Genomic DNA, 20,909 nt, shown 5'->3' with positions numbered 1-20,909 from the left:
TCAGATGTGTATAAGAGACAGGTCGTGGATAGAAGGCCAAAGTCGTGGACAAAAGCCAAAGTCGTGGATAGAAGAGCTAAAGTCGTGGATAGAAAAGCCAGAGTGGTGGATAAAAGCCAAAGTCGTGGATAGCAAAGCCAGAATCGTGGATAGAAGAGCCAAAGCGACGGAAGAAAGAGGCAGAACGACGGAAAGAAAAGCTGGAACGACGGAAAGATAAGACCGCGACGGAAAGAAGAGCCGAAGCGACGGAAAGAGAAGCCAGAACGACGGAAAAAAGAGCCGGAACGACGGAAAGATAAGGCCGCGACGGAAGGAAGAGCCGAAGCGACGGAAAGAGAAGCCAGAACGACGAAAAGAAGAGTCAAAGCGACGGAACATCAAGGCGAACATAAAAAGACATCCCAGAATTAAATCTGGGATGCCTTTGATAGTTTTATTTGCGGTCGTTGCGATCCATAATTTGGTCGATTAGGCCATATTCTTTTGCGCGCTCAGCAGTCATGAAGTTATCGCGGTCTGTATCTCTTGCAATGACTTCAAGTGGTTGACCAGTGCGTTCTGATAAAATACCGTTTAATTTTTCACGTAAGAATAAAATACGTTTAGCAGCGATTTCGATTTCAGTTGCCTGACCTTGTGCACCGCCAAGAGGTTGATGGATCATTACTTCAGCATTCGGTAGTGCGAAACGTTTACCAGGTTCACCAGCTGCAAGTAAGAAAGCCCCCATAGATGCTGCCATACCGATACAAATTGTTTGCACCTGTGGCTTGATCAGTTGCATTGTGTCGTAAATTGCCATACCGGCAGTGATTGATCCACCTGGTGAGTTAATGTAAAGAAAGATATCTTTATCTGGATCTTCTGCTTGTAGGAATAGAAGTTGCGCAACGATTGAGTTAGCAACGTTGTCGTCAATTGCACTTCCTAATAGGATAATACGGTCTTTTAGTAGTCGTGAATAGATGTCATATGCACGTTCACCACGACTTGTTTGTTCAATAACTGTAGGAATTAAATTCATGTTAAATCCTCCTTATAAAACTAAATTCGAATACTATTGCTGAAAACTTCCTTTGTATTTCAGCTGTATCCTTATCATACACATTATAGTCAGGGAAGGTCAAATATTAACCCTGTTAAAGTGAAATAAATTAAATCAATTTCACCTGGCGTAATTGTTGTTGGCGCTTCGCTTTCACGCAGAAACCATTTGGAGCAGATACAACAAACAGTGTGTCCGTATTTGAACTGGGCCAACACAATTAAATGCGTGACATTCGCCGGGAGAGTATCTTTATTTAGCAGGTATTTTGACACGTACTGAGTGAAAATAAAAAAAGTTAAAAGGTTTTGCATTCTATAGTTGAATTATATGCCATACGTTTGTATAATTGATAAGGTCATAAGTTAAAGTACAGTACACTATTTTGCAGGTATGCTTCAAATGAGGGTTATCTACATCATGCTTTTCGTAAAGCCTAGGGTGAGTACTTTTTTTTTGTTTAATTGCCCTCGTGGTGTAATGGATAACACGTAAGATTCCGGTTCTTGCACTGGGGGTTCGATTCCCTCCGAGGGCGCCATTTTACTGATTTATTATTTACTTTTATAACTCAATTCTCCTAATAAGTAGTTTAGCAGCCTGCTTAGTGGAGAAGTGAGAAGGGAAAATAATGGAATCTTGTCTAGTAGGCATTATTCCCGTATTTGTTCCTTTCAAACCTTCAAAAAAGCAACAACTCCAAATTATTTTTTAGTGAACATACCGAACGTGAAGACTAGTTATACTAGTCGGAAAAAAGAATCCTATCTGAGGGGATTCTTTTTTTTGTTTGTTTACTAAATATGTAGCGGCTTGCCGCCCTGTAGTTAAAATAAGAGCAGTCCCATATGTGATGACGATCACACAGGGACTGCTCTTGTTTTATTAATGAAGGGGATTTGTTGTAGTGCCGTATGCATTAAGCATAGTGTGCATATCCTGTTGAGAAAACTGAGGTACTTGATAGTAGCCATGCATATTTTGGTAAATAGATAATTCGTATGCCATTTCAATGCAGTTGGGAATACTATCTGCAACAACACGTCGAACGACAGGGTTGGTAGTTTCTGTTGCAGCAGCAGTCATACATTTCGCTGCCCCTTTTTGAGCACCTAATAGGAAGCCAGAAATTGCTTCGTCGTTAAGCTCATTTGCATTTTGCATTGGCTTTTTAGGCTGACCAGGATTCATTCCATATTTGAAATCATTCCCTGTCTCCATTTGATAGCGACCTGTAGGAACAGATGGATCATGTCCTGTGTTGAATGATTCCACAATAGTGTTATACATACCTAAAGTGAAATTATATTGGCTATCCAAAATGCTTAGTAACTCAGGATCCTTAACATGTGGACGTAAAAAAATGGATTGATTCATACCAGCAATGATTTCGCCGATTACTTCATGCATGTCCATGAGCTCATGTCCACCATGATTTAGGCTTTGTTGTTGGTTGAATGATGTTTGGTTTGATGATTCATTTTGAAACGATTGTGTCAAAAAAAGCGCCTCCTAAATATCATAGTTTGTTTTACAGTATTAAGTATGGCTACTTAGATAAATTTCATACGGTATTAATGCATTTGCATATATGTAGTATAGAGATGTTTTTTTCCTACACATTAGTAGTAAGAAAAAAGAAAGCGAAGGAGGTTTAGAATTGAAAAAAATTTTTGGACCTATAGGAATGATCGTTATTATTTTAGTTGTATTAGCCTTACTATTTATTCCAAAATACAATAGCCTTGTGACTGCTGAGGAAAGTGTTGATTCGAAATGGGCTCAGGTTGAAAATCAGCTACAGCGACGCTATGATTTGATTCCGAACTTAGTAGAATCTGTAAAAGGATATGCTAACCATGAGAAAGATGTGATCGCTAGCATTACAGAAGCACGTGCACAAATGGGAAGTGCACATAGTCCAAAGGAACAGGCTGTTGCCAATGATGCATTGAACGGTGCACTTAGTCGATTGCTAGTAGTCGTAGAAAACTATCCAAATTTAAAGGCAGATGCAAATTTCCGTCAATTAATGGATGAATTAGCTGGGACAGAAAATCGCTTAGCGGTTGCTCGAGAAGACTACAACAATGAAGTGCAGGCTTTTAATAAAACGGTCAAACGTTTCCCGGGTAATTTAATTGCAGGGATGTTTGGTTTTGAACAGAAAGAATACTTTAAAGCAGCTGCGGGTACTGAAAAGGCACCTTCTATAGATTTTAGTAGTTCAGGTAAACAATAATGAAAAGCTTTTTTATTCAGCTCATGATTGTGAGTATCATGTTTATTTTATCGATAAGAATGGCAGAAGCCGCAATGCCGTCACCAATGCAAAATACGTATATTCATGATTTTGCTAATGTTTTATCTTCATCCATGAAGGAAGAACTCAATCATTATTCAGAGCAGCTAGATAAAGGTACAGGTGCTGAAATAATGGTCGTCACCGTAGATACTATTAACGGAGAAGAACCAAAAATGTATGCAACTAAAATGATTCGTTCTTGGGGCATTGGTGATGCCAAAAAAAATAATGGCGTGTTATTATTAGCAACGTTTGGGCAGGGAGAAGGTAATAATGATGTGGTCATTGCTGTAGGTCAAGGTCTTGAGGGTGCATTACCTGATGGTAAGTTAGGGCGCATTTTAGATGCAGCGTTTTATCCGAATGCAAGTGCCGGAGACATTGATAAGGCATTTAAAGCTACGTACACTGAAGTATTTCAAACTGTCGCCGAGGAATACAATTGGGATGGAGAAATGCCTGAGAATACAGCTGACAAAGAGGAAATGCCAACGTGGATGATTATTTTAATCGCTATTATAGTACTTATTGTTTATACATTTATTTCTAATGGTAGAGGAGGCGGGCCTCGTTCTGGAAGACGTGGTGGACGTGGCGGTTTTCCAGGTGGCTTTCCAGGTGGTTTCGGAGGTGGCAGCTCTGGTGGCAGCGGCTTTGGAGGATTCGGAGGCGGCTCATCTGCTGGTGGAGGAGCAAGTCGGAAATTTTAACTTTTTTCCGAATCCAAATGCAATTATTCTGAGGGGATAGACTATATTTAAAAAAGTGAACTCACTGCAGTTCACTTTTTATTGGTTAAAGGTAATTGCATTAATTTTTACAAATATTTGACAATTTGGGTAAAATTGCTATAATTTAAATTGTATCGACAAACGATATAACATGTACTGATATAAGGAGGGATCATTTTGAAAAAAAGGTTTTTATCAGCATCATTAGCGGTTATTTTAACGTCATCTGCTGTCATTCCTGTATCTTTGCAGGAAGTGCGCGCTGCTAATGAAACTAGCAGTCAAGTAAAAGTAAAAGAGGAACGTCTATCTGCTAAGGAGTTTCTAGATTTAACTGTAACAGCTCTAACATTCCAACATGGATCAGAGACAATGCGTCAGCAAATCATTGATCAATGGGTAAAAGGCGAAGAATTAAAAGATTTCAGTGTGAATATTAAACGTGATGAAGCGGCACGTATTTTAGTAAGAGCTTTAAATAAAGAGGAAAAAGAAGCAACACTTGCTGAGTATCAAGAAAAAGCAAATAAGATAGGTTTATTTAACGGTCTCTCGAATAGTGAAACGATTACTAAACAAGATGCTGTCAAAATTTTAAACAATGCTAAAAATGTAAAAAATAGTGTTAGCAATAATGAAGGCGTAAAAGAAATTTCGGTAGAAGATTTCATGAAAAATCCAGGAAACGCCGGCTATCATCTTTCACCAGACGGAAATTACATTACTTATAAATCTGCATGGGAAAATCGTTCAAATGTGTTCGTAAAGAAAATGAATGATGATAGTGAGCCAGTACGTGTATCTAGTTCAATGGATCGCGATATTGGGGGATCCTTCTGGAAAGATGATAATTTACTATATGTAAAGGATAAAGGTGGCGATGAAAACTTCCACATTTATTCAACAACATTTAATGGTAATGAGGAGAAGGATTTAACGCCATATCCGAATGTAACAGTTGAGTTATTAAGTGATTTACAGGGCGTTAAAGACGAAATCCTTATTACGATGAATAAAGAAGATGCAAAAGTCTTTGATGTGTACAAGCTTAATGTGAAGACTGGAGTCACTACACATGTTGCGAAAAACCCAGGTAATATTTCAAGTTGGTTAGCAGATCATGATGGAAATGTACGTATGGCAGTAACTTCAGATGGTGTAGAAGGAACTATCCTTTACCGTGATTCAGAGAAAGATGAATTCAAGCCATTTATTGAAATGAAAGCAGGAGATGAAGTAATGCCACTTGCTTTCTCTAAAGACAATAAACATATTTTCGCAACTTCTAATAAAGGAAGAGATAAAGTAGAAGTAGTTAAATATGATTTAGAAGGTAAAGAAGAAGTAATTATGTCCAACTCAGAAGTGGATGTAGCGGGTGTATTATATAGTTCTGAGAAAGATAAAGTATTGTACGGTGGATATGTAACAGATAAGATACATTATCAATTCTTTGACGAGGATTTTGAAAAACTATTCCGTAAAATTCAAAGCAAATTAGGTGTTCCTGAAAGTGATTTAGGTATTAATGATTACAACAAAGAAATGACAAAATTCATTGTTAACGTTTCTAGTGACACTGTTTACGGAAAATATTATTACTACGATTCAACAACAGACGAATTAAAAGAATTGGCAACATTAAGCCCTTGGTTAAAACAAGATGAGCTTGCAGAAATGCATCCAATTTCATATAAAAGTCGAGACGGCCTAACAATTAACGGTTATTTAACTTTACCGAAAAATAAAGAGGCTAAAAATCTGCCACTTATCGTCAATCCACACGGTGGACCATGGGCACGTGATATGTGGGGCTTTAATCCTGAGGTGCAATTACTAGCAAATCGTGGTTATGCAGTACTACAAATGAATTTCCGTTCGTCAGCTGGATATGGTAAAGAATTCCTGGAAGCTGGTAATAAGCAATGGGGTCTAAAAATTCAAGATGATATTACAGATGGTGTACAATGGGCGATCGATCAAGGTATTGCAGATCCTAAACGTATCGGAATTTATGGTGCATCTTTTGGAGGTTATGCAACATTAGCAGGTATCACTTATACACCAGATCTATATGCAGCAGCAGTTGATTATGTAGGTGTATCGAATATCTTTACACTATTAAATACAATTCCTCCATATTGGGAAACAATGCGTGAAATGCTTTATGAGCGTGTTGGGCATCCAGAAAAAGATAAGGAGCTATTAACAGCAGCTTCACCTGTCTTCCATGTGGATAAAATTAAAACACCGCTATTTGTAGCTCAAGGTGCAAATGATCCACGTGTAAATAAGGCTGAGTCCGATCAAATCGTTGAAGCATTACGTGCTAGAGGCGTTGATGTGGAATACATGCTGAAAGATAATGAAGGTCATGGTTTCCATAATGAAGAAAACCGTATCGAATTCTACACTGCAATGCTAAAATTCTTAGATAGCCATCTGAAAAAATAATATAAAGAGGACTGTGCATAATTTCTTGCACAGTCTTTTCTAGTTGAAGACTCTAAATTGTTCTTATTTGGATGGAGAACCGTTATAAGAATTGAAAAGTATTTCGAGATATATCATTTTTTTTATTGTCAATTAATGTGATACAACGGGCTAGCTTTTCTACGCCAGCATTAATTTGACGCTCATCCACTTGAGAAATACTTAATCGAATCAGATTTTCCTTTTTATATTCTGGTAGGAACATTCTAGCTGCATCATCCACAAGGACATTTTGCTCTTGTAACAAATTGACAATCTGCTTTGCAGTCACTTTTTCGGGCAGGGAGATAGTAAGATAAAATCCTGAAGAAGGTTTCGTATATTGCGTGTTATTTGGTAGCAATAACTTACAAGCTTCCTGTAGATGTTGCATTTTTCTATAATATAGCTCTTTTATTTTCTTAATATGGCTATTAAACATTCCGTTTTTTAAATAAATTTCTAATGCTCCTTGTGAAAGAACCGAACTATTAAAATCGGCAGTAAATTTATAACGTAAAAAGTTGTTACTCATAATTTTTGGAAGTACTAAAAACGCAACTCTTAAACCAGGTAGAAAAACTTTAGAAAAACTTTTAATATAAATAACTCTGCCAGAAGGATTGTACGCGAATAATGGATCAGATTTAGTATTTGGATCCAAATCACCTAAAAAGTCATCCTCAACTATATAGACATCGTATTTTTCCGCTAATTCAACAATTCTTTTTTTCTCTTTATTCGTATAGCTATGTCCAAGTGGATTATGAAACCTAGGAACAATATAGAAGAACTTGATATCGTTATTGCGAAATATATATTCTAGACGATCGAAATCAATTCCATCCATAGATAAATCAATCCCGAACGTAGTCACTTTCTGTAAATTGGCAGATTCTATAAAGCCAAAATAAGTAGGCTGTTCAATTAAAATATTGTTTTTCCCATTCGGAAATGGCATAGAAACTAATAAATTAAGAGCCTGCTGAGAGCCAGACACAATAAATAATCTTTCGGGTTCAGTGAATACCTGTAAGCTTTGCAAATACTTCACCAATTGAAGTCGTAGAGAGGATAGTCCTTGTTGATCGGTGTAAGTAAATAATTCTTCTTTATAAGTATCAATGGCCTGATTAATACAGTGCTGAAAATCAATGTAGGGCATGATGTCTTTATCAGGACCAGCAGACAAAAAGTCAATAATATCATTTTTACTGTCTGGATTTTGAAATTCATTGACAACATAATAACCGCTTTTGGGCACAGAAAAAATGAAGTGCTCTTTTTCTAGCTCCTCATACGCTTTAACAACTGTGTTTTTACTACAGGAGAATTTTTCTGAAAGTTGTCGTACTGAAGGAAGCTTACTACCTGCTATAAGTAATCCCTGTGCTAGTTGATCTTTAATTTCATCAATAACCTCATTATATTTTGTATACAATACAAAGCCTCCCTTATTCTGTACCAGGACAGATGGCGAAATATTCCGTTTATTTTTACGGTAGTTCCTCTTAATATTCATTATACCAGCACAAATGGTACAGATTTGTAAAAAAATATAAGGGGATGGTCATAGTGCAGGACAATAAGAAGGAAAAAATGGGGTTATTATTAGGCTTAGTGGGCGTTATCTGTTTCAGCTTAACATTACCTGCAACCAGTGTAGCAGTAGAATATTTTGGGACTACAATTGTTGGCTTAGGAAGAGCGGTAGTAGCATCAATTTTAGTTACTATCGTATTGATTGTGAAAAAAGAAAAACTACCCACTGCTCGTCAATTCAAGAGCTTAATTATTGTCTCTTTAGGCGCAGTTTTAGGATTCCCCTTACTTACCTCTTGGGCTATGACAAGTTTGCCAGTTTCTCATGGAGCTGTAGAATTAGCCCTTTTACCTTTAGCTACGGCGGGGTTTGCCATGATAAGGGGAGGCGAAATTCCGTCCATTAAATTTTGGATATCAAGTATAGTTGGCGCATTGGCAGTAATGGTTTACGCTACTTATCTTGGACTGGGCCAGTTACATGTTGCAGATTTAGCCTTATTGGCAGCAGTCATAATACTCGGACTTAGTTATGCTGAAGGTGGGGTACTAGCACGAGAAGTAGGAAGCTGGCAAGTAATCGCGTGGGCAATCATAGTAGCTACTCCTTTTCTTATTATTCCAGTGCTATTAAACGTATCAGCTGAAATGTTGCATGCTCCTTTAAAAGCTTGGATTAGCTTCTTGTATCTTGCTATTGTTAGTCAATTTTTAGCATATGTAGCCTGGTATGGTGGAATGGCTATGGGAGGCATTTCAAAAGTAAGTCAAATTCAATATTTACAGCCATTTTTAATGATTATTTTTGCAGCTTTATTTCTTAATGAATCCATTACATTATTTACTATTGTTGTAGCCATCGTTGTTGTCGTGTCAGTATTCATTGGCAAGAACACCACTGTTATTAAAAAAGATTCAGAATCAATGAAACAAAGGGAGTAATTACGGTATTTTGATTTTCGTTTTATAATGCTCTTATGGGAGGTGCTTTAATTGAAGGTTACATTTTTTAGTCGGGCTAATTGTGGATTGTGTGTAGAGGGATTACATACATTAAAGCTTGTACAGGAAGATATAGATTTCGATATTGAAATTATTGATATTGAAGAAGATGAAAGCATACATGAAAAGTATATGTTAATGATTCCGGTAGTAGAGAAGGATGGGCAAGTGATACAATATGGCAATTTAGATTACGCAACACTTGTGGAGCATTTGTCTAACGAATAACAAAGGAATCTGCTAAATGTACATACCAGAGGCTTTTAATGAGATGTTACTTTTACTCGAATTTTCAGCAGTAATAACCACAATTCACAAATTGTTCAATGAAAGCGTTTAGAATTTGAACAGTTTGTGAAGACCTTCACATTTGGCTTTATTTTTAAAAAAATAGGAGTAGAATAAGAATCAGTAAGAGGTTGTTATAAAACAGATGATCAAAAGTATCACATTTTTAGTGGTTGTTATATTACAAAAGCGAATTTGAAGGGAGATTTTACAATGTGGGTTATTACAGTATTTGAGAAAAAGGACGTTCGTATTTTTGAATACACAAATAAAAATGAAGCAACAAAAGCTTTATGCAGATTTAAGAAAAACGCAATTTTATCTTACACAAAATAAGCTAATAAAAAACCCGTAACCATGACATTTTGGTTACGGGTTTTTTATGCTAGATAACACACGATATTTAATTAATCAGACTCAGCACCAAAGCGAGGGGATGATTTCCGTTCCGGCTGGGCGCTTTGTAGCTGACGCCTTGCTTTCGCTACAGATAAAACATTGCCGCTGACGCTTCGCTTTCGCGCAGATAAAACATTTGTTGCTGTCGCTTCGCTTTCGCACAGATAAAACATTTGTAGCTGCCGCTTTGCTTTCGCTACAGAAAACATTTGCCGCTGCCGCTTCGCTTTCGCGCAGAGCAGAGCTTCCTGGGGGCGTTCGATGAGCCGCTTCACTCGCGTTCCTCTATTGCTGATCCCCAAGGAGTCGCCCAGCCTCCACTCCAATCATCCAATCAATTCTTTTTGCAATTGTCTTTCTGTTAAAAAGCTCATTTAACTTTAGATATCCACAATTAGGCCATTATGCTTAAAATAGAGAGTCCTTTATGTATCTACTTACAACGCTAATTCCGGGACATTTAAATAGCGAAGCTTTCCATTTAATTTAAATTACAATAGTTCCTCAAAAAAGTGTACCTTTAAATTTCTCCGGTTTTTTTACATAGCTCTCGATTATAAATCCGCATTCTGTGCAAATAATATATTCAACAGTTGAACCGATACTCATCTTATTTTCTGGGTACATAACCGCATATCCATTATGCTTACCTTTTCCTAACTCAGTCCCACCACATTTTGGACATTCTGTTGCTTTCGTAGAATTCTTCAATTAGAAACCCTCCCCTATATATGTAAGCCAATTTTTCTGATATATCCTATTATCTATTATTACGAATGAGTTGTAAAATGGTTCCATTTTATTAAACCTTTTCATAATTGTAAAATGAAGAGTTTTTTATTACTAAATGGTTATATTATTTTTTAAACGGTTTTATTGTAAATTAAACAAGTTTTTTGTCACTTTACATTATTTATAAAGAGTATTATAATGAAATCGTAAGTGGGACATATTTTTATGCAGTGGGACAAAATATAACCCACTGATATTGAAAAGGGAGTAGATTAATATGTTATCTGTACCTGAGGCACAGCAAAGGCTACTTCCAGAAATGTATCCGCTGCTACAATCGAGATATCGTATATTGCAAACAGTTCAGCTTATGCAGCCAATTGGGCGTCGAACACTTGCAGATTCACTTAAAATGACCGAGCGAGAAATTCGAAAAGAAACGGATATTTTACGTGAGCAAGGGTTATTAGATTCTCAAAAGTCGGGTATGGTATGTACAGACGATGGTGAAGTAGTTATCGAAAAGCTTCGAACAATTGTCTATGAATGGTCTGGTCTTAAACAACTGGCTAAATTATTGGAAAACCATTTCGGCTTACAGCATGTAATTGTTGTACCAGGTGATTACAATGAAGACGATACGATATTAACATTGCTTGGAAAAGAGGCAGCACAACAATTTATGTCAACAAGCTTTGATGGTCAAATAGTAGCTGTTACTGGTGGCAAGTCGGTTGCATCGCTTGCGCAATTTTTACATCCCATTGATGCACATAACATCACATTTGTTGCTGCTCGCGGAGGTATTGGACATGAAATGCAAATGCAAGCCAATACACTTGTCTCAGCATTTGCTATGCAAATGGATGCACAGTATCGCACATTGTTTTTACCGGAGCATTTAAGTGAGCAGGCCTATCGAGCAATGTTAACAGAGCCAATGGTAACCGAAATGATGAATTATTATGATCATGCAGATTGTGTGATTCATGGTATCGGCTCTGCAGAAGAAATGGCTATTCGTCGTAATTCATCACCGGAGGATTTACGAATACTCGAAGAAAAGGGTGCAGTTAGTGAAGCATTTGGCTATTATTTCAATGCAGAAGGTGAAATTGTACACCGAATTCGAACAATCGGTATTCAGTTTGAGCAAATTCAAAGAAGTAAGCAATTAATTGCAGTTGCTGCTGGTAAACAAAAAGTGAAGGCAATGCTATCGTACTTTAAGGTAGCGCCAAAGCAAACGATTTTTATAACGGATGAGGTAGCCGCGAAAGCTATCGCCGAAGGTATACCTTCGTTATAAATTACGATGTAACTCAATTTTTCAGTGAGTTCTACAACACTCTCTGAATGAGAATAAAGCCAATTGTGGATATTATAAATGTCCGAGGCAAAATTAATTATTTCAACAATATTGGAGGAATTGACAATGGCATTAAAATTAGCGATTAATGGATTTGGACGTATTGGACGATTAGTATTTCGTGAAGCGATGAAGCACGATGAATTCGAAGTGGTTGCAGTAAATGACCTAACAGATGCAGGTCAGCTTGCACACTTATTAACTTATGATTCAGTACACGGTATCTACGATGCTGATGTTTATGCAGACGGTGATTCTTTCGTAGTAAATGGAAAAAAAATTAAAGTGTATGCCGAAAAAGATCCGGCTAATTTACCTTGGGGTGAGCTAGGGGTTGATGTAGTACTTGAATGTACAGGTAGATTCCGCTCGATGGAAGAAGTAGGAAAACATATTCAAGCGGGTGCTAAAAAAGCGATTCTTTCGGCTCCTGCGAAGGGCGAAATGCCAACGTTTGTAATGGGCGTGAACCATGAGGATTACAACCCTGAAACAGATGATGTTATTTCAAACGCTTCTTGTACAACGAACTGCCTAGCACCTGTTGCTAAAATACTTGATGAAAAATTTGGTATTGAACGCGGTATGATGACAACAATTCACTCCTATACAAACGATCAACGTATCCTTGACTTCCCGCACTCTGATCCACGTCGCGCACGTGCTGGTGCAGTGTCAATGATTCCAACAACAACAGGAGCAGCAGTAGCAGTTTCAAAAGTATTGCCTCAATTAAAAGGTAAATTAGATGGCTTCTCGATGCGTGTGCCAACACCAAACGTTTCATGTGTGGACTTAGTAGTGGAGCTAAAATCAGAAGTTACAAAAGACACTATTAATGCTGCATTAAAAGAAGCTTCAGAAAACGAGCTTAAAGGTATTTTAGGATACAACGAACTACCATTAGTTTCAATTGACTACAATGGTAATCATAACTCTTCAACTGTAGATGGTCTTTCTACAATGGTATTAGAAAATAGTATGGTAAAGGTTCTAGCATGGTATGATAACGAAATTGGTTACTCTACTCGTTTAATGGACTTAGCTTTATATATCGCAGAAAAAGGATTAAACAATAAATAAGTGTCATAATTCGATAACTCAAGTAAAAAGTGTGACATAATACTGCTTTTTACGCATAAAAAGTATAGCCTTTATAATGTCTAAAAGATATAATATACAAGGGTAATGGGAGTAAGGGAAATTTACCCTTACTCCTTTTTTATACAAAAAATATAAGATGAGCGTGTGCTGAATATTCGGAATAGGCACTATCCTCTGACTGGTTATGTAATTGCAAGACATAGAACGTGACTTTTGCTACTATAAAAGCAAGTAAAAGGATACTTCACCATAGTGTGGGTTGATAAAGGCTTGTTAAACGAAATGGACCAAAGTTTTTTATCTCATACAGTTTAGTGAATGATGGGAGGAGCCAAGATGGGTGAATCCAGGAAATTCACGACTACAACTTTGAAGGGGGTTTCTTCATGTTAAATAAGAAGACGATGAAAGATATTGATGTAAAAGGTAAGCGCGTATTTGTACGTGTCGATTTTAATGTACCAATGGCAGATGGCGCGATTACTGACGAAACACGTATTCGAGCAGCAATTCCTACAATTGAATATTTAGTGGAACAAGGTGCCAAAGTAATTTTAGCCTCTCACTTAGGACGTCCAAAAGGTGAAGTAAACGAGGATATGCGCCTAACTGCAGTAGGTGTACGTTTAGCTGAATTAATGGGTAAACCTGTTACGAAATTAAATGAATCGATTGGTCAAGAGGTAGAAGAAGCGGTTGCCAACATGCAAAATGGTGACATGATTCTACTTGAAAATGTACGCTTCCACGCTGGTGAAGAGAAAAATGATCCTACTTTAGCGGCGCAATTTGCAAAATTAGCGGACGTTTATGTCAATGATGCATTCGGTGCAGCTCACCGCGCACACGCGTCAACTGAAGGAATTGCCAAGCATGTACCAGCAGTATCTGGTTTCCTTATGCAAAAGGAATTAGATGTGCTAGGTAAAGCTTTATCAAAGCCGGAGCATCCATTTACAGCTATTATCGGTGGTGCCAAAGTTAAAGATAAAATCGGTGTCATTGAAAGCTTATTAGAAAAAGTGGATCACTTAATTATCGGTGGCGGTTTATCATTTACATTCATTAAAGCGCAGGGCTATGATATCGGTAAATCTTTATTAGAGGAAGATAAAATCGATTTAGCAAAATCCTTCATTGAAAAAGCAAAGGCAAAAGGCGTGCAATTACATATGCCAATCGATGCAGTTGTCGCAAACGAATTTTCAAAGGATGCAGAAACACAAATTGTAGATGTAGACGCTATTCCAGCGGACTGGATGGGCTTAGATATTGGTCCAAAAACAGCTGCTAACTATGCAGAGGTTATTAAAGATTCTAAATTAATCATTTGGAATGGACCAATGGGTGTCTTTGAAATGGATAAATTCGCGAATGGTACAAAAACTGTAGCAGAGGCTATGGCAACTACAACTGGTTATACAGTGATCGGCGGCGGGGATTCTGCAGCAGCAGTAGAAAAATTTGAAGTTGCCGATAAAATGGACCATATTTCTACAGGTGGCGGTGCATCACTTGAATTAATGGAAGGGAAAGAGCTTCCTGGGATTGTGGCATTAAACGATAAATAAAACATTAACGTGGAATAAAAACATAGGAGGCAAGAACGATGCGTAAACCAATTATTGCAGGTAACTGGAAAATGTATAAAACATTTGAAGAGGCTATCCAGTTTGTTGATGCGGTACAGGACAAACTTCCTTCAAATGATAAAGTAGACGCTGTTGTTTGTGCACCAGCACTTTACCTACCTACGCTTGTGCAAGTTGCAAGTGAATCTGAGCTAGCAATTGGTGCACAAACGATGCATTATGAAAACGAAGGTGCATTCACTGGAGAAATTAGTCCAGCTCAACTTGCAAGTGTGGAAGTAGACTATGTTATTTTAGGGCACTCTGAACGACGTGAATATTATAACGAAACAGATGAAGCCATCAATAAAAAGGTTGCTGCAGCACTTGCGCATAATATCGTACCGATTATTTGCTGTGGCGAAACGCTTGAGGAACGCGAAGCCGGGACTACTGAGCAGAAGGTTGCTCATCAAATTACAGCAGCACTTGCTGGATTTGGAGCACAAGAAGTGGAGCATATGGTGATTGCTTATGAACCTATTTGGGCAATCGGTACAGGTAAAACTGCTACAGCAGAAGATGCTAACCAAGTATGCGGTGCAATTCGTGCAGTAGTGAAGGAATTATATAATGCTGAAACGGCCAATGCTGTACGTATTCAATACGGCGGTAGCGTAAAACCTGAGAACATTCAGGAATTATTAGCAAAAGAGCATATCGATGGTGCTTTAGTCGGTGGAGCAAGTTTACAACCAGAATCATATTTAAAATTATTGGAGGCGGCAGCAAATGCCTAAAAAGCCAGTAGCATTAATTATTCTAGATGGCTTTGCATTTCGCGACGAAACTTTCGGAAATGCAGTAGCCCAAGCAAACAAACCCAATTTCGATCGTTATTGGAATAAGTTCCCGCATTCCACTTTAACGGCAGCCGGTGAAGCGGTAGGGTTACCTGAAGGTCAAATGGGGAACTCTGAAGTTGGACACTTAAATATTGGTGCTGGACGAATTGTGTATCAAAGCTTAACACGCTTAAACAAATCTATTCGTGAAGGAGATTTCTTTACGAATAAAGCATTTTTGGATGCAATTGCACATGTTAAAGCTCATAATTCTAAGCTTCATATCATGGGTTTACTTTCAGATGGTGGCGTACATAGCCATTATGAGCATATGTTTGCGCTATTAAAGCTTGCAAAACAACAAGGCTTAGACAAAGTCTTTGTACATGGTTTTTTAGATGGTCGTGATGTTGGACCGACAACAGCTCTAGACTATATCGAAGAAACTGAAAAACAAATGAAGGACATTGGCGTAGGTCAATTCGCTTCCATCCACGGTCGTTATTATGCAATGGATCGTGATAAACGTTGGGATCGCGTAGCCCTTACTTACAATGTACTAGTAGATGGTGCTGGCCAAACAGCTGATAGTGCAGCAAGTGGTGTAGCTGAATCATATGAGCGTGATGTAACAGATGAGTTTGTGATTCCATTTAGCGTTCAAGAGCACGGAGAAGCAGTGGCAACAATTGATGATAATGACGCTGTTATTTTCTTCAACTTCCGTCCTGACCGTGCAATTCAACTATCTAAAGTGTTTACTAATAGTGAATTTGATGGTTTCGAATTATCAGCTAAGCATCCTAAGAATTTAAAATTCGTGTCATTCACTCATTACAGTGATGAAGTAAATGCTCAAGTTGCGTACGCAAATGACAACTTGAAAAATACGATTGGTGAAGTGTTAGCTTCTAATGGCAAAACACAGCTACGTATTGCAGAAACAGAAAAGTATCCGCACGTTACATTCTTTATGAGTGGTGGTCGTGAGGAGAAATTTGAAGGGGAAGAGCGTATTTTAATTGCCTCTCCAAAGGTTGCAACATACGATTTAAAACCTGAAATGAGTGCTTATGAAGTTACAGAAGCATTGCTAGCAGAGATTGCGGCCGATAAATTTGATGGCATTATTCTTAATTTCGCGAACCCTGATATGGTTGGGCATAGCGGAATGTTAGAGCCAACAATCAAGGCCATTGAAGCAGTCGATGAATGTCTTGGAAAAGTAGTAGATGCACTCCTTGCAAAAGGAGGCGCAGCTATTATTACAGCTGACCATGGTAACTCTGATGAAGTACTTACTTTAAAAGGGGATCCAATGACAGCTCATACAACAAATCCTGTTCCAGTCATTGTGACAAAACCAAATTTAATGTTAAGAAATGGTGGCATTTTAGCCGATTTGGCGCCAACCATGTTAGAATTATTAGAGGTGTCACAACCTTCTGAAATGACAGGTCAATCATTAATTGAAAAAGAGGAGAATTAATTATGCCATTTATTACACAAATCTATGCGCGCGAAGTTTTAGACTCACGTGGGAATCCAACAGTAGAAGTTGAAGTATTTACAGAATCAGGCGCTTTTGGACGTTCAATCGTACCATCAGGTGCATCTACAGGTGAATATGAGGCGGTAGAATTACGCGACGGTGACAAATCTCGTTACCTAGGCAAAGGTGTATTAAAAGCAGTTGAAAATGTAAACACAATTATTGCTCAAGAGCTAGAAGGTAACTACTCAGTTCTTGATCAAGTAGTCATCGACAAAGCTTTAATCGAGCTAGATGGCACAGAAAACAAAGGTAAACTAGGTGCTAATGCTATTTTAGGTGTATCAATGGCAGTTGCACATGCTGCGGCAGATTACTTAGATGTACCTCTTTATCAATATCTTGGTGGATTTAACTCAAAACAACTACCAGTACCAATGATGAACATCATTAATGGTGGCGCTCACGCTGACAACAACGTAGACATTCAAGAATTCATGGTAATGCCTGTAGGCGCAGAATCATTCCGTCATGCATTACGTATGGGTGCTGAAATCTTCCACAGCTTAAAAGCAGTACTGAAAGCGAAAGGCTATAATACAGCTGTAGGTGACGAAGGTGGTTTCGCACCAAATCTTGGTTCAAACGAAGAAGCCATTACTGTAATTTTAGAAGCAATCGAAAAAGCTGGCTATAAACCAGGTGAAGAAGTGAAACTTGCAATGGACGTTGCTTCATCTGAATTATTCAATAAAGAAGATGGCAAATATCACTTAGATGGTGAAGGCGTAGTCAAAACTTCTGAAGAAATGGTTGAATGGTACGAAGAGCTAACAAACAAATACCCAATCATCTCAATTGAAGATGGCTTAGACGAAAACGACTGGGCTGGACACAAATTATTAACAGATCGCATCGGCGCTCGCGTACAACTAGTAGGTGACGATCTATTCGTAACAAACACGCAAAAATTAGCTGCTGGTATTGAGCAAGGTGTTGGTAATGCAATCCTTATCAAAGTAAACCAAATCGGTACGTTAACAGAAACATTTGAAGCGATCGAAATGGCAAAACGCGCTGGTTACACAGCAGTGATCTCACACCGTTCTGGTGAATCTGAAGATGCAACAATTGCTGATATCGCAGTTGCGACAAACGCTGGACAAATTAAAACAGGCGCTCCGTCACGTACAGACCGCGTAGCGAAATACAACCAACTTCTTCGCATCGAAGATCAACTTGGTTCAACAGCTGAGTACCTTGGTTTAAAATCATTCTATAACTTAAAATAAGCTATTACTTAGTAGCTTTTCTAGTGTCGTCTCAAAGGTATTTATATACTTTTGAGGCGATTTTTTTGTTGTTTGGGCGGGCTATTGAGGAGGTGGTCTTTGGCAAAGTGATCAGGTGATTTGGAAAACTGCTCAGGTAGAAGTATAAAGTGATCGGGTCCCCGCGAGAATTGATCAGGTAGGATGCAGAGGTGCTCGGTTCCCCGCGGGAATTGATTAGGTAGAAGTAAAAAGTGATCGGGTAATCCGGGAAACCTCAGGTTGGAAAGAAAAGTGAGCAAGGCCCCGAGTGAACTGCTCAGTCGAGGCCCTAGAAATTAGTTTTTAATTAGATTCATTATGAATTTTTAATTTCAATAAATATACAAGATGGTCATCTTGTATCATTTTTTTTACTTCATTTTCGTCCTGCAAGTCGTATGTTCGTATAGAGTTTCCTTTTGATTCTCTGTATACACCTAGTAAATAAGTTTCGTTCAATTTTAATTTTACTGTTTCATCTCCAATTGCATAATCCCATACACTAATACTAGCGTCAGACGGAATTTTGTCAATTTTTATCGGGTTTGCTCTCATACTTGGTCCATAAAGAAAAGCAAACGATTCATCATCAGTATTGATTATCCCGAACCCTATATTGCCTTCCTCTACTTTGTTTGGACTTTGCCCATATGATAATGCCGTTAATGAATTAGACTCTAATTGCCCATCTTTATAACTTTCAACCCAAAGATCCACCCAACGTTTATCGGCTTGATTTAATTTGAAATGAAAATCTAATACTGTACCTAAATTTAAATCCTTGAAAGTACTCACATATTTAGAATCGGTGTTAATTGAAATAGTCGCTAATTCTGAATCTTTTTGACTAGTGCAACCAGAAAGCAATAATAAAAATAATGTTGATAGGATACTAAAAATAACATACTTATTTCTCAATAAACCAAACCTACCTTTCAATAATTTACTGACTTTACCAAAAAAGGCAACCTGCTATATAAATTATTATTCGACAAATCTTGTAAAAAGACCTTTTAATTGGATTAAAAACGGTAGAGGAGGCATCAGAATAGATAGAAAATGGACCAACTCGCATGTATGAACATGAAACGCCAACGCCCCAGTCGGAACGGAAATCACCCCTCGTTTTACAGTAGTGACATATTTTTAAACATCGCATTTGCCCTCAAAGATAATCCACAAAAAAAGAGACAGCCTTTAGTGATTAACACTTTAGACTGTCTCTATTGGAAAACGATTTATTTCTGTGCCCAGTATTTGTCTAGCTCTTGATCTAGATAAACCCAGCCCTTCCATGCGATATGAATCGTATCCATTATGAAGTAAGGATCATAGTCATGGCCTGAGAAATCAACAAATGGAACACCATTATCAGTTAAGATCTGATCCATTTTTTCGTAATATTTTTCACGACGATCTGCAGGATATTCAGTGTAGTCATACCAATGACCATTTACTGGAATCGTAACAAATAGTGGCTTTGCACCAGCATCCTTTAGAACATCAATGACTAGCTGTAAATCCTCATATTCAGGTGAAGTCGTATAGTCTTCGTTTTTTCGCATACCTTTAAACTTCTTAATATTAGCATTTACAAGTCGTTTATAAAATTTATTTTCAATCATTAAATCATTGGATACACGTTTTTCGCCATAATTCTCGGCATTTTGCAATTGTTGCTCAAATGTTTGGTCGGTAACTAGTTTGTCATTGCTTTTTAAGTTACTACCTTCTCGAGGGAAGAGCGAGTAATATAAATCTTTTTTCTCTAAAAAGGCCTTTTGGACATGGCCAGCAATCATGGCAAGTCGTCCAATGATTGGTTTTTCCTTACCGCCAGATAATTTATATTCATAAATTATTTTCAGCAGATCATCGCGATTCACCGTATCGAATTCAAGAAGGCGTTTCATGCCTCGATTTCGAAGATCCTCGTCAATGTCCTTATTGTATGCTAAATCATAAGCATGCAACATCGAATAGTTAGGAGAAAAATGTAATTCATTCATTCCCTTTTTCGTAAACCATTGCGGTGAAATGATGAAGACAATTTTCTTATCTTTTAAATTCTTTTCCTGTGCAGCAAAATTTAAAAAGTGTGTTATAGACTGCATACCACCACGCCCGACCATAAATGTCGTATAGGGAGCATTTGTAGCTCGAGTATAGTTATAAGGGTGGAAAGGATCAAAACGATTTAATTCTGAGGAGCCATATAAAGGCATCGTATTAGGCTCCTGCAACATTCGCTCCTGGAAGTACATCCCTTGGAACACTAACGGAGACATACTAGTCTTTGCCTGCTCTACATCTTCATCTGAAATCCAAGCTTTTATCCAGGAATTAGGGAAGAATAAAAGGGCAGCAAAAAGAACGAATGCAATTAGTAATGATAGAAAGCCTTTCTTTATCATTGTCTTTCAGCTAATTCCGCTGCAATACGATTTGGCGTGTTCCATTCCTCACGGTTAAAATCAGTAATTGGCACTGAGATATTAAAACGATTTTCAATTTCCACTAATAAATTAATTGTACCGAATGAATCAAGAAGCCCTTCTTCAAATAAATCGATATCTGGATTTTCTACAATGATATCGTCCTCACATAATTCTACTAGCATTTCTAAAACTTGTTGTTTATCCATATTATAAATCTCCTTTAGTGTTTAGGCTTCGTTATTCATAAAAATATGAACA

21 protein-coding genes and 1 tRNA gene are annotated in these 20,909 nt (G+C 37.7%); 14 read left to right on the top strand and 8 right to left on the bottom strand.

Annotated elements, in window-relative coordinates:
* A partial coding sequence (locus MWJ95_RS17655) for a hypothetical protein (protein WP_249106857.1) occupies positions 1–220 on the top strand: 220 nt, incomplete at its 5' end.
* A 216-nt stretch (positions 221–436) separates the two neighbouring features.
* Here MWJ95_RS17655 and clpP read toward each other — a convergent pair.
* The gene (clpP, locus tag MWJ95_RS17650) at positions 437–1,027 is read right to left on the bottom strand and encodes an ATP-dependent Clp endopeptidase proteolytic subunit ClpP (RefSeq protein ID WP_249074956.1); all 591 of its coding nucleotides are present in this window, start codon (positions 1,025–1,027) and stop codon (positions 437–439) included.
* A gap of 487 nt (positions 1,028–1,514) precedes the next feature.
* On the opposite strand from clpP, the gene MWJ95_RS17645 reads away from it, so the two are divergent.
* Positions 1,515–1,589: transfer RNA gene (locus MWJ95_RS17645), tRNA-Arg, on the top strand.
* Between the two features lie 344 nt (positions 1,590–1,933).
* On the opposite strand, the gene MWJ95_RS17640 is transcribed toward MWJ95_RS17645, so the two are convergent.
* The gene (locus MWJ95_RS17640; protein WP_249074957.1) at positions 1,934–2,548 is read right to left on the bottom strand and encodes a spore coat protein; all 615 of its coding nucleotides are present in this window, start codon (positions 2,546–2,548) and stop codon (positions 1,934–1,936) included.
* 160 nt (positions 2,549–2,708) lie between these two features.
* On the opposite strand from MWJ95_RS17640, the gene MWJ95_RS17635 reads away from it, so the two are divergent.
* From MWJ95_RS17635 to MWJ95_RS17625, 3 genes are all read left to right on the top strand, one after another.
* Entirely contained in the window at positions 2,709–3,290 is a 582-nt protein-coding gene (locus tag MWJ95_RS17635) for a LemA family protein (RefSeq protein WP_249074958.1), read from the top strand.
* Positions 3,290–4,063: a TPM domain-containing protein gene (locus MWJ95_RS17630; RefSeq protein WP_249106856.1), complete on the top strand. Its 774-nt coding sequence runs from the start codon at positions 3,290–3,292 to the stop codon at positions 4,061–4,063. Before MWJ95_RS17635 ends, MWJ95_RS17630 begins: the two co-directional genes overlap by 1 nt.
* A 198-nt stretch (positions 4,064–4,261) precedes the next feature.
* Positions 4,262–6,538: a S9 family peptidase gene (locus MWJ95_RS17625; protein ID WP_249106855.1), complete on the top strand. Its 2,277-nt coding sequence runs from the start codon at positions 4,262–4,264 to the stop codon at positions 6,536–6,538.
* A gap of 82 nt (positions 6,539–6,620) precedes the next feature.
* Here the strand turns inward: MWJ95_RS17625 and MWJ95_RS17620 are convergent, their stop codons facing one another.
* Positions 6,621–7,997, bottom strand: a complete 1,377-nt coding sequence (locus MWJ95_RS17620; protein ID WP_249106854.1) for an aminotransferase-like domain-containing protein — start codon at positions 7,995–7,997, stop codon at positions 6,621–6,623.
* 125 nt (positions 7,998–8,122) lie between these two features.
* Between MWJ95_RS17620 and MWJ95_RS17615 the strand changes: the two genes are divergently transcribed.
* The 3 genes from MWJ95_RS17615 (at position 8,123) to MWJ95_RS24540 (ending at position 9,724) form a co-directional block, all read left to right on the top strand.
* Positions 8,123–9,040, top strand: coding sequence for a DMT family transporter (locus MWJ95_RS17615; RefSeq protein ID WP_481817359.1), 918 nt, complete (start codon positions 8,123–8,125; stop codon positions 9,038–9,040).
* Positions 9,041–9,091: 51 nt separating this feature from the next.
* Positions 9,092–9,328 carry a glutaredoxin family protein gene (locus MWJ95_RS17610; protein WP_249074963.1) on the top strand — a complete coding sequence of 79 codons (237 nt, stop codon included), beginning with the start codon at positions 9,092–9,094 and terminating at the stop codon, positions 9,326–9,328.
* A gap of 273 nt (positions 9,329–9,601) precedes the next feature.
* Positions 9,602–9,724 carry a hypothetical protein gene (locus MWJ95_RS24540; RefSeq protein ID WP_283164733.1) on the top strand — a complete coding sequence of 41 codons (123 nt, stop codon included), beginning with the start codon at positions 9,602–9,604 and terminating at the stop codon, positions 9,722–9,724.
* 71 nt (positions 9,725–9,795) lie between these two features.
* Here the strand turns inward: MWJ95_RS24540 and MWJ95_RS17605 are convergent, their stop codons facing one another.
* Together MWJ95_RS17605 and MWJ95_RS17600 are read right to left on the bottom strand one after the other, a co-directional pair.
* Positions 9,796–10,089 carry a hypothetical protein gene (locus MWJ95_RS17605; protein ID WP_249106852.1) on the bottom strand — a complete coding sequence of 98 codons (294 nt, stop codon included), beginning with the start codon at positions 10,087–10,089 and terminating at the stop codon, positions 9,796–9,798.
* Positions 10,090–10,291: 202 nt separating this feature from the next.
* Complete coding sequence (locus MWJ95_RS17600) at positions 10,292–10,498, bottom strand: transcription initiation factor TFIIIB (protein ID WP_249106851.1); 207 nt, start codon at positions 10,496–10,498, stop codon at positions 10,292–10,294.
* A 298-nt stretch (positions 10,499–10,796) separates the two neighbouring features.
* Between MWJ95_RS17600 and MWJ95_RS17595 the strand changes: the two genes are divergently transcribed.
* From MWJ95_RS17595 to eno, 6 genes are all read left to right on the top strand, one after another.
* Positions 10,797–11,828 carry a sugar-binding transcriptional regulator gene (locus MWJ95_RS17595; protein WP_249106850.1) on the top strand — a complete coding sequence of 344 codons (1,032 nt, stop codon included), beginning with the start codon at positions 10,797–10,799 and terminating at the stop codon, positions 11,826–11,828.
* Positions 11,829–11,954: 126 nt separating this feature from the next.
* On the top strand, positions 11,955–12,971 hold the full coding sequence (gene gap / locus MWJ95_RS17590; protein WP_249106849.1) for a type I glyceraldehyde-3-phosphate dehydrogenase: 1,017 nt from the start codon (positions 11,955–11,957) through the stop codon (positions 12,969–12,971).
* Between the two features lie 407 nt (positions 12,972–13,378).
* Positions 13,379–14,563 carry a phosphoglycerate kinase gene (locus tag MWJ95_RS17585; protein ID WP_249074969.1) on the top strand — a complete coding sequence of 395 codons (1,185 nt, stop codon included), beginning with the start codon at positions 13,379–13,381 and terminating at the stop codon, positions 14,561–14,563.
* Between the two features lie 38 nt (positions 14,564–14,601).
* Entirely contained in the window at positions 14,602–15,363 is a 762-nt protein-coding gene (tpiA, locus tag MWJ95_RS17580; RefSeq protein WP_249074970.1) for a triose-phosphate isomerase, read from the top strand.
* Positions 15,356–16,897, top strand: a complete 1,542-nt coding sequence (gpmI, locus tag MWJ95_RS17575) for a 2,3-bisphosphoglycerate-independent phosphoglycerate mutase (protein WP_249074971.1) — start codon at positions 15,356–15,358, stop codon at positions 16,895–16,897. The genes tpiA and gpmI overlap by 8 nt, the downstream gene beginning before the upstream one ends.
* A gap of 2 nt (positions 16,898–16,899) precedes the next feature.
* Entirely contained in the window at positions 16,900–18,192 is a 1,293-nt protein-coding gene (eno, locus tag MWJ95_RS17570) for a phosphopyruvate hydratase (protein ID WP_249074972.1), read from the top strand.
* Between the two features lie 324 nt (positions 18,193–18,516).
* Here eno and MWJ95_RS17565 read toward each other — a convergent pair whose 3' ends face one another.
* The 3 genes from MWJ95_RS17565 to dltC form a co-directional block, all read right to left on the bottom strand.
* Positions 18,517–19,131 carry a hypothetical protein gene (locus tag MWJ95_RS17565; protein ID WP_249074973.1) on the bottom strand — a complete coding sequence of 205 codons (615 nt, stop codon included), beginning with the start codon at positions 19,129–19,131 and terminating at the stop codon, positions 18,517–18,519.
* A gap of 320 nt (positions 19,132–19,451) precedes the next feature.
* Positions 19,452–20,627: a D-alanyl-lipoteichoic acid biosynthesis protein DltD gene (dltD, locus tag MWJ95_RS17560; protein ID WP_249106848.1), complete on the bottom strand. Its 1,176-nt coding sequence runs from the start codon at positions 20,625–20,627 to the stop codon at positions 19,452–19,454.
* Entirely contained in the window at positions 20,624–20,857 is a 234-nt protein-coding gene (dltC, locus tag MWJ95_RS17555) for a D-alanine--poly(phosphoribitol) ligase subunit 2 (protein ID WP_249074975.1), read from the bottom strand. The genes dltD and dltC overlap by 4 nt, the downstream gene beginning before the upstream one ends.
* Positions 20,858–20,909: the final 52 nt, after the last annotated feature.

It is taken from the genome of Lysinibacillus sp. Bpr_S20 (assembly GCF_023337835.1).
Taxonomy (GTDB): Bacteria; Bacillota; Bacilli; order Bacillales_A; family Planococcaceae; genus Lysinibacillus.
The sequence above is the reverse complement of the archived record's forward strand: the minus strand, read 5'-3'. Positions and strand labels throughout refer to the sequence as shown.

Coding starts and splice junctions, on each gene's coding strand:
- clpP (WP_249074956.1), bottom strand. CDS start 1,027: ATGAATTTAATTCCTACAGTTATTGAACAAACAAGTCGTGGTGAACGT.
- MWJ95_RS17630 (WP_249106856.1), top strand. CDS start 3,290: ATGAAAAGCTTTTTTATTCAGCTCATGATTGTGAGTATCATGTTTATT.
- MWJ95_RS17615 (WP_481817359.1), top strand. CDS start 8,123: ATGGTCATAGTGCAGGACAATAAGAAGGAAAAAATGGGGTTATTATTA.
- MWJ95_RS24540 (WP_283164733.1), top strand. CDS start 9,602: ATGTGGGTTATTACAGTATTTGAGAAAAAGGACGTTCGTATTTTTGAA.
- MWJ95_RS17595 (WP_249106850.1), top strand. CDS start 10,797: ATGTTATCTGTACCTGAGGCACAGCAAAGGCTACTTCCAGAAATGTAT.
- gap (WP_249106849.1), top strand. CDS start 11,955: ATGGCATTAAAATTAGCGATTAATGGATTTGGACGTATTGGACGATTA.
- MWJ95_RS17585 (WP_249074969.1), top strand. CDS start 13,379: ATGTTAAATAAGAAGACGATGAAAGATATTGATGTAAAAGGTAAGCGC.
- tpiA (WP_249074970.1), top strand. CDS start 14,602: ATGCGTAAACCAATTATTGCAGGTAACTGGAAAATGTATAAAACATTT.
- gpmI (WP_249074971.1), top strand. CDS start 15,356: ATGCCTAAAAAGCCAGTAGCATTAATTATTCTAGATGGCTTTGCATTT.
- eno (WP_249074972.1), top strand. CDS start 16,900: ATGCCATTTATTACACAAATCTATGCGCGCGAAGTTTTAGACTCACGT.
- dltD (WP_249106848.1), bottom strand. CDS start 20,627: ATGATAAAGAAAGGCTTTCTATCATTACTAATTGCATTCGTTCTTTTT.
- dltC (WP_249074975.1), bottom strand. CDS start 20,857: ATGGATAAACAACAAGTTTTAGAAATGCTAGTAGAATTATGTGAGGAC.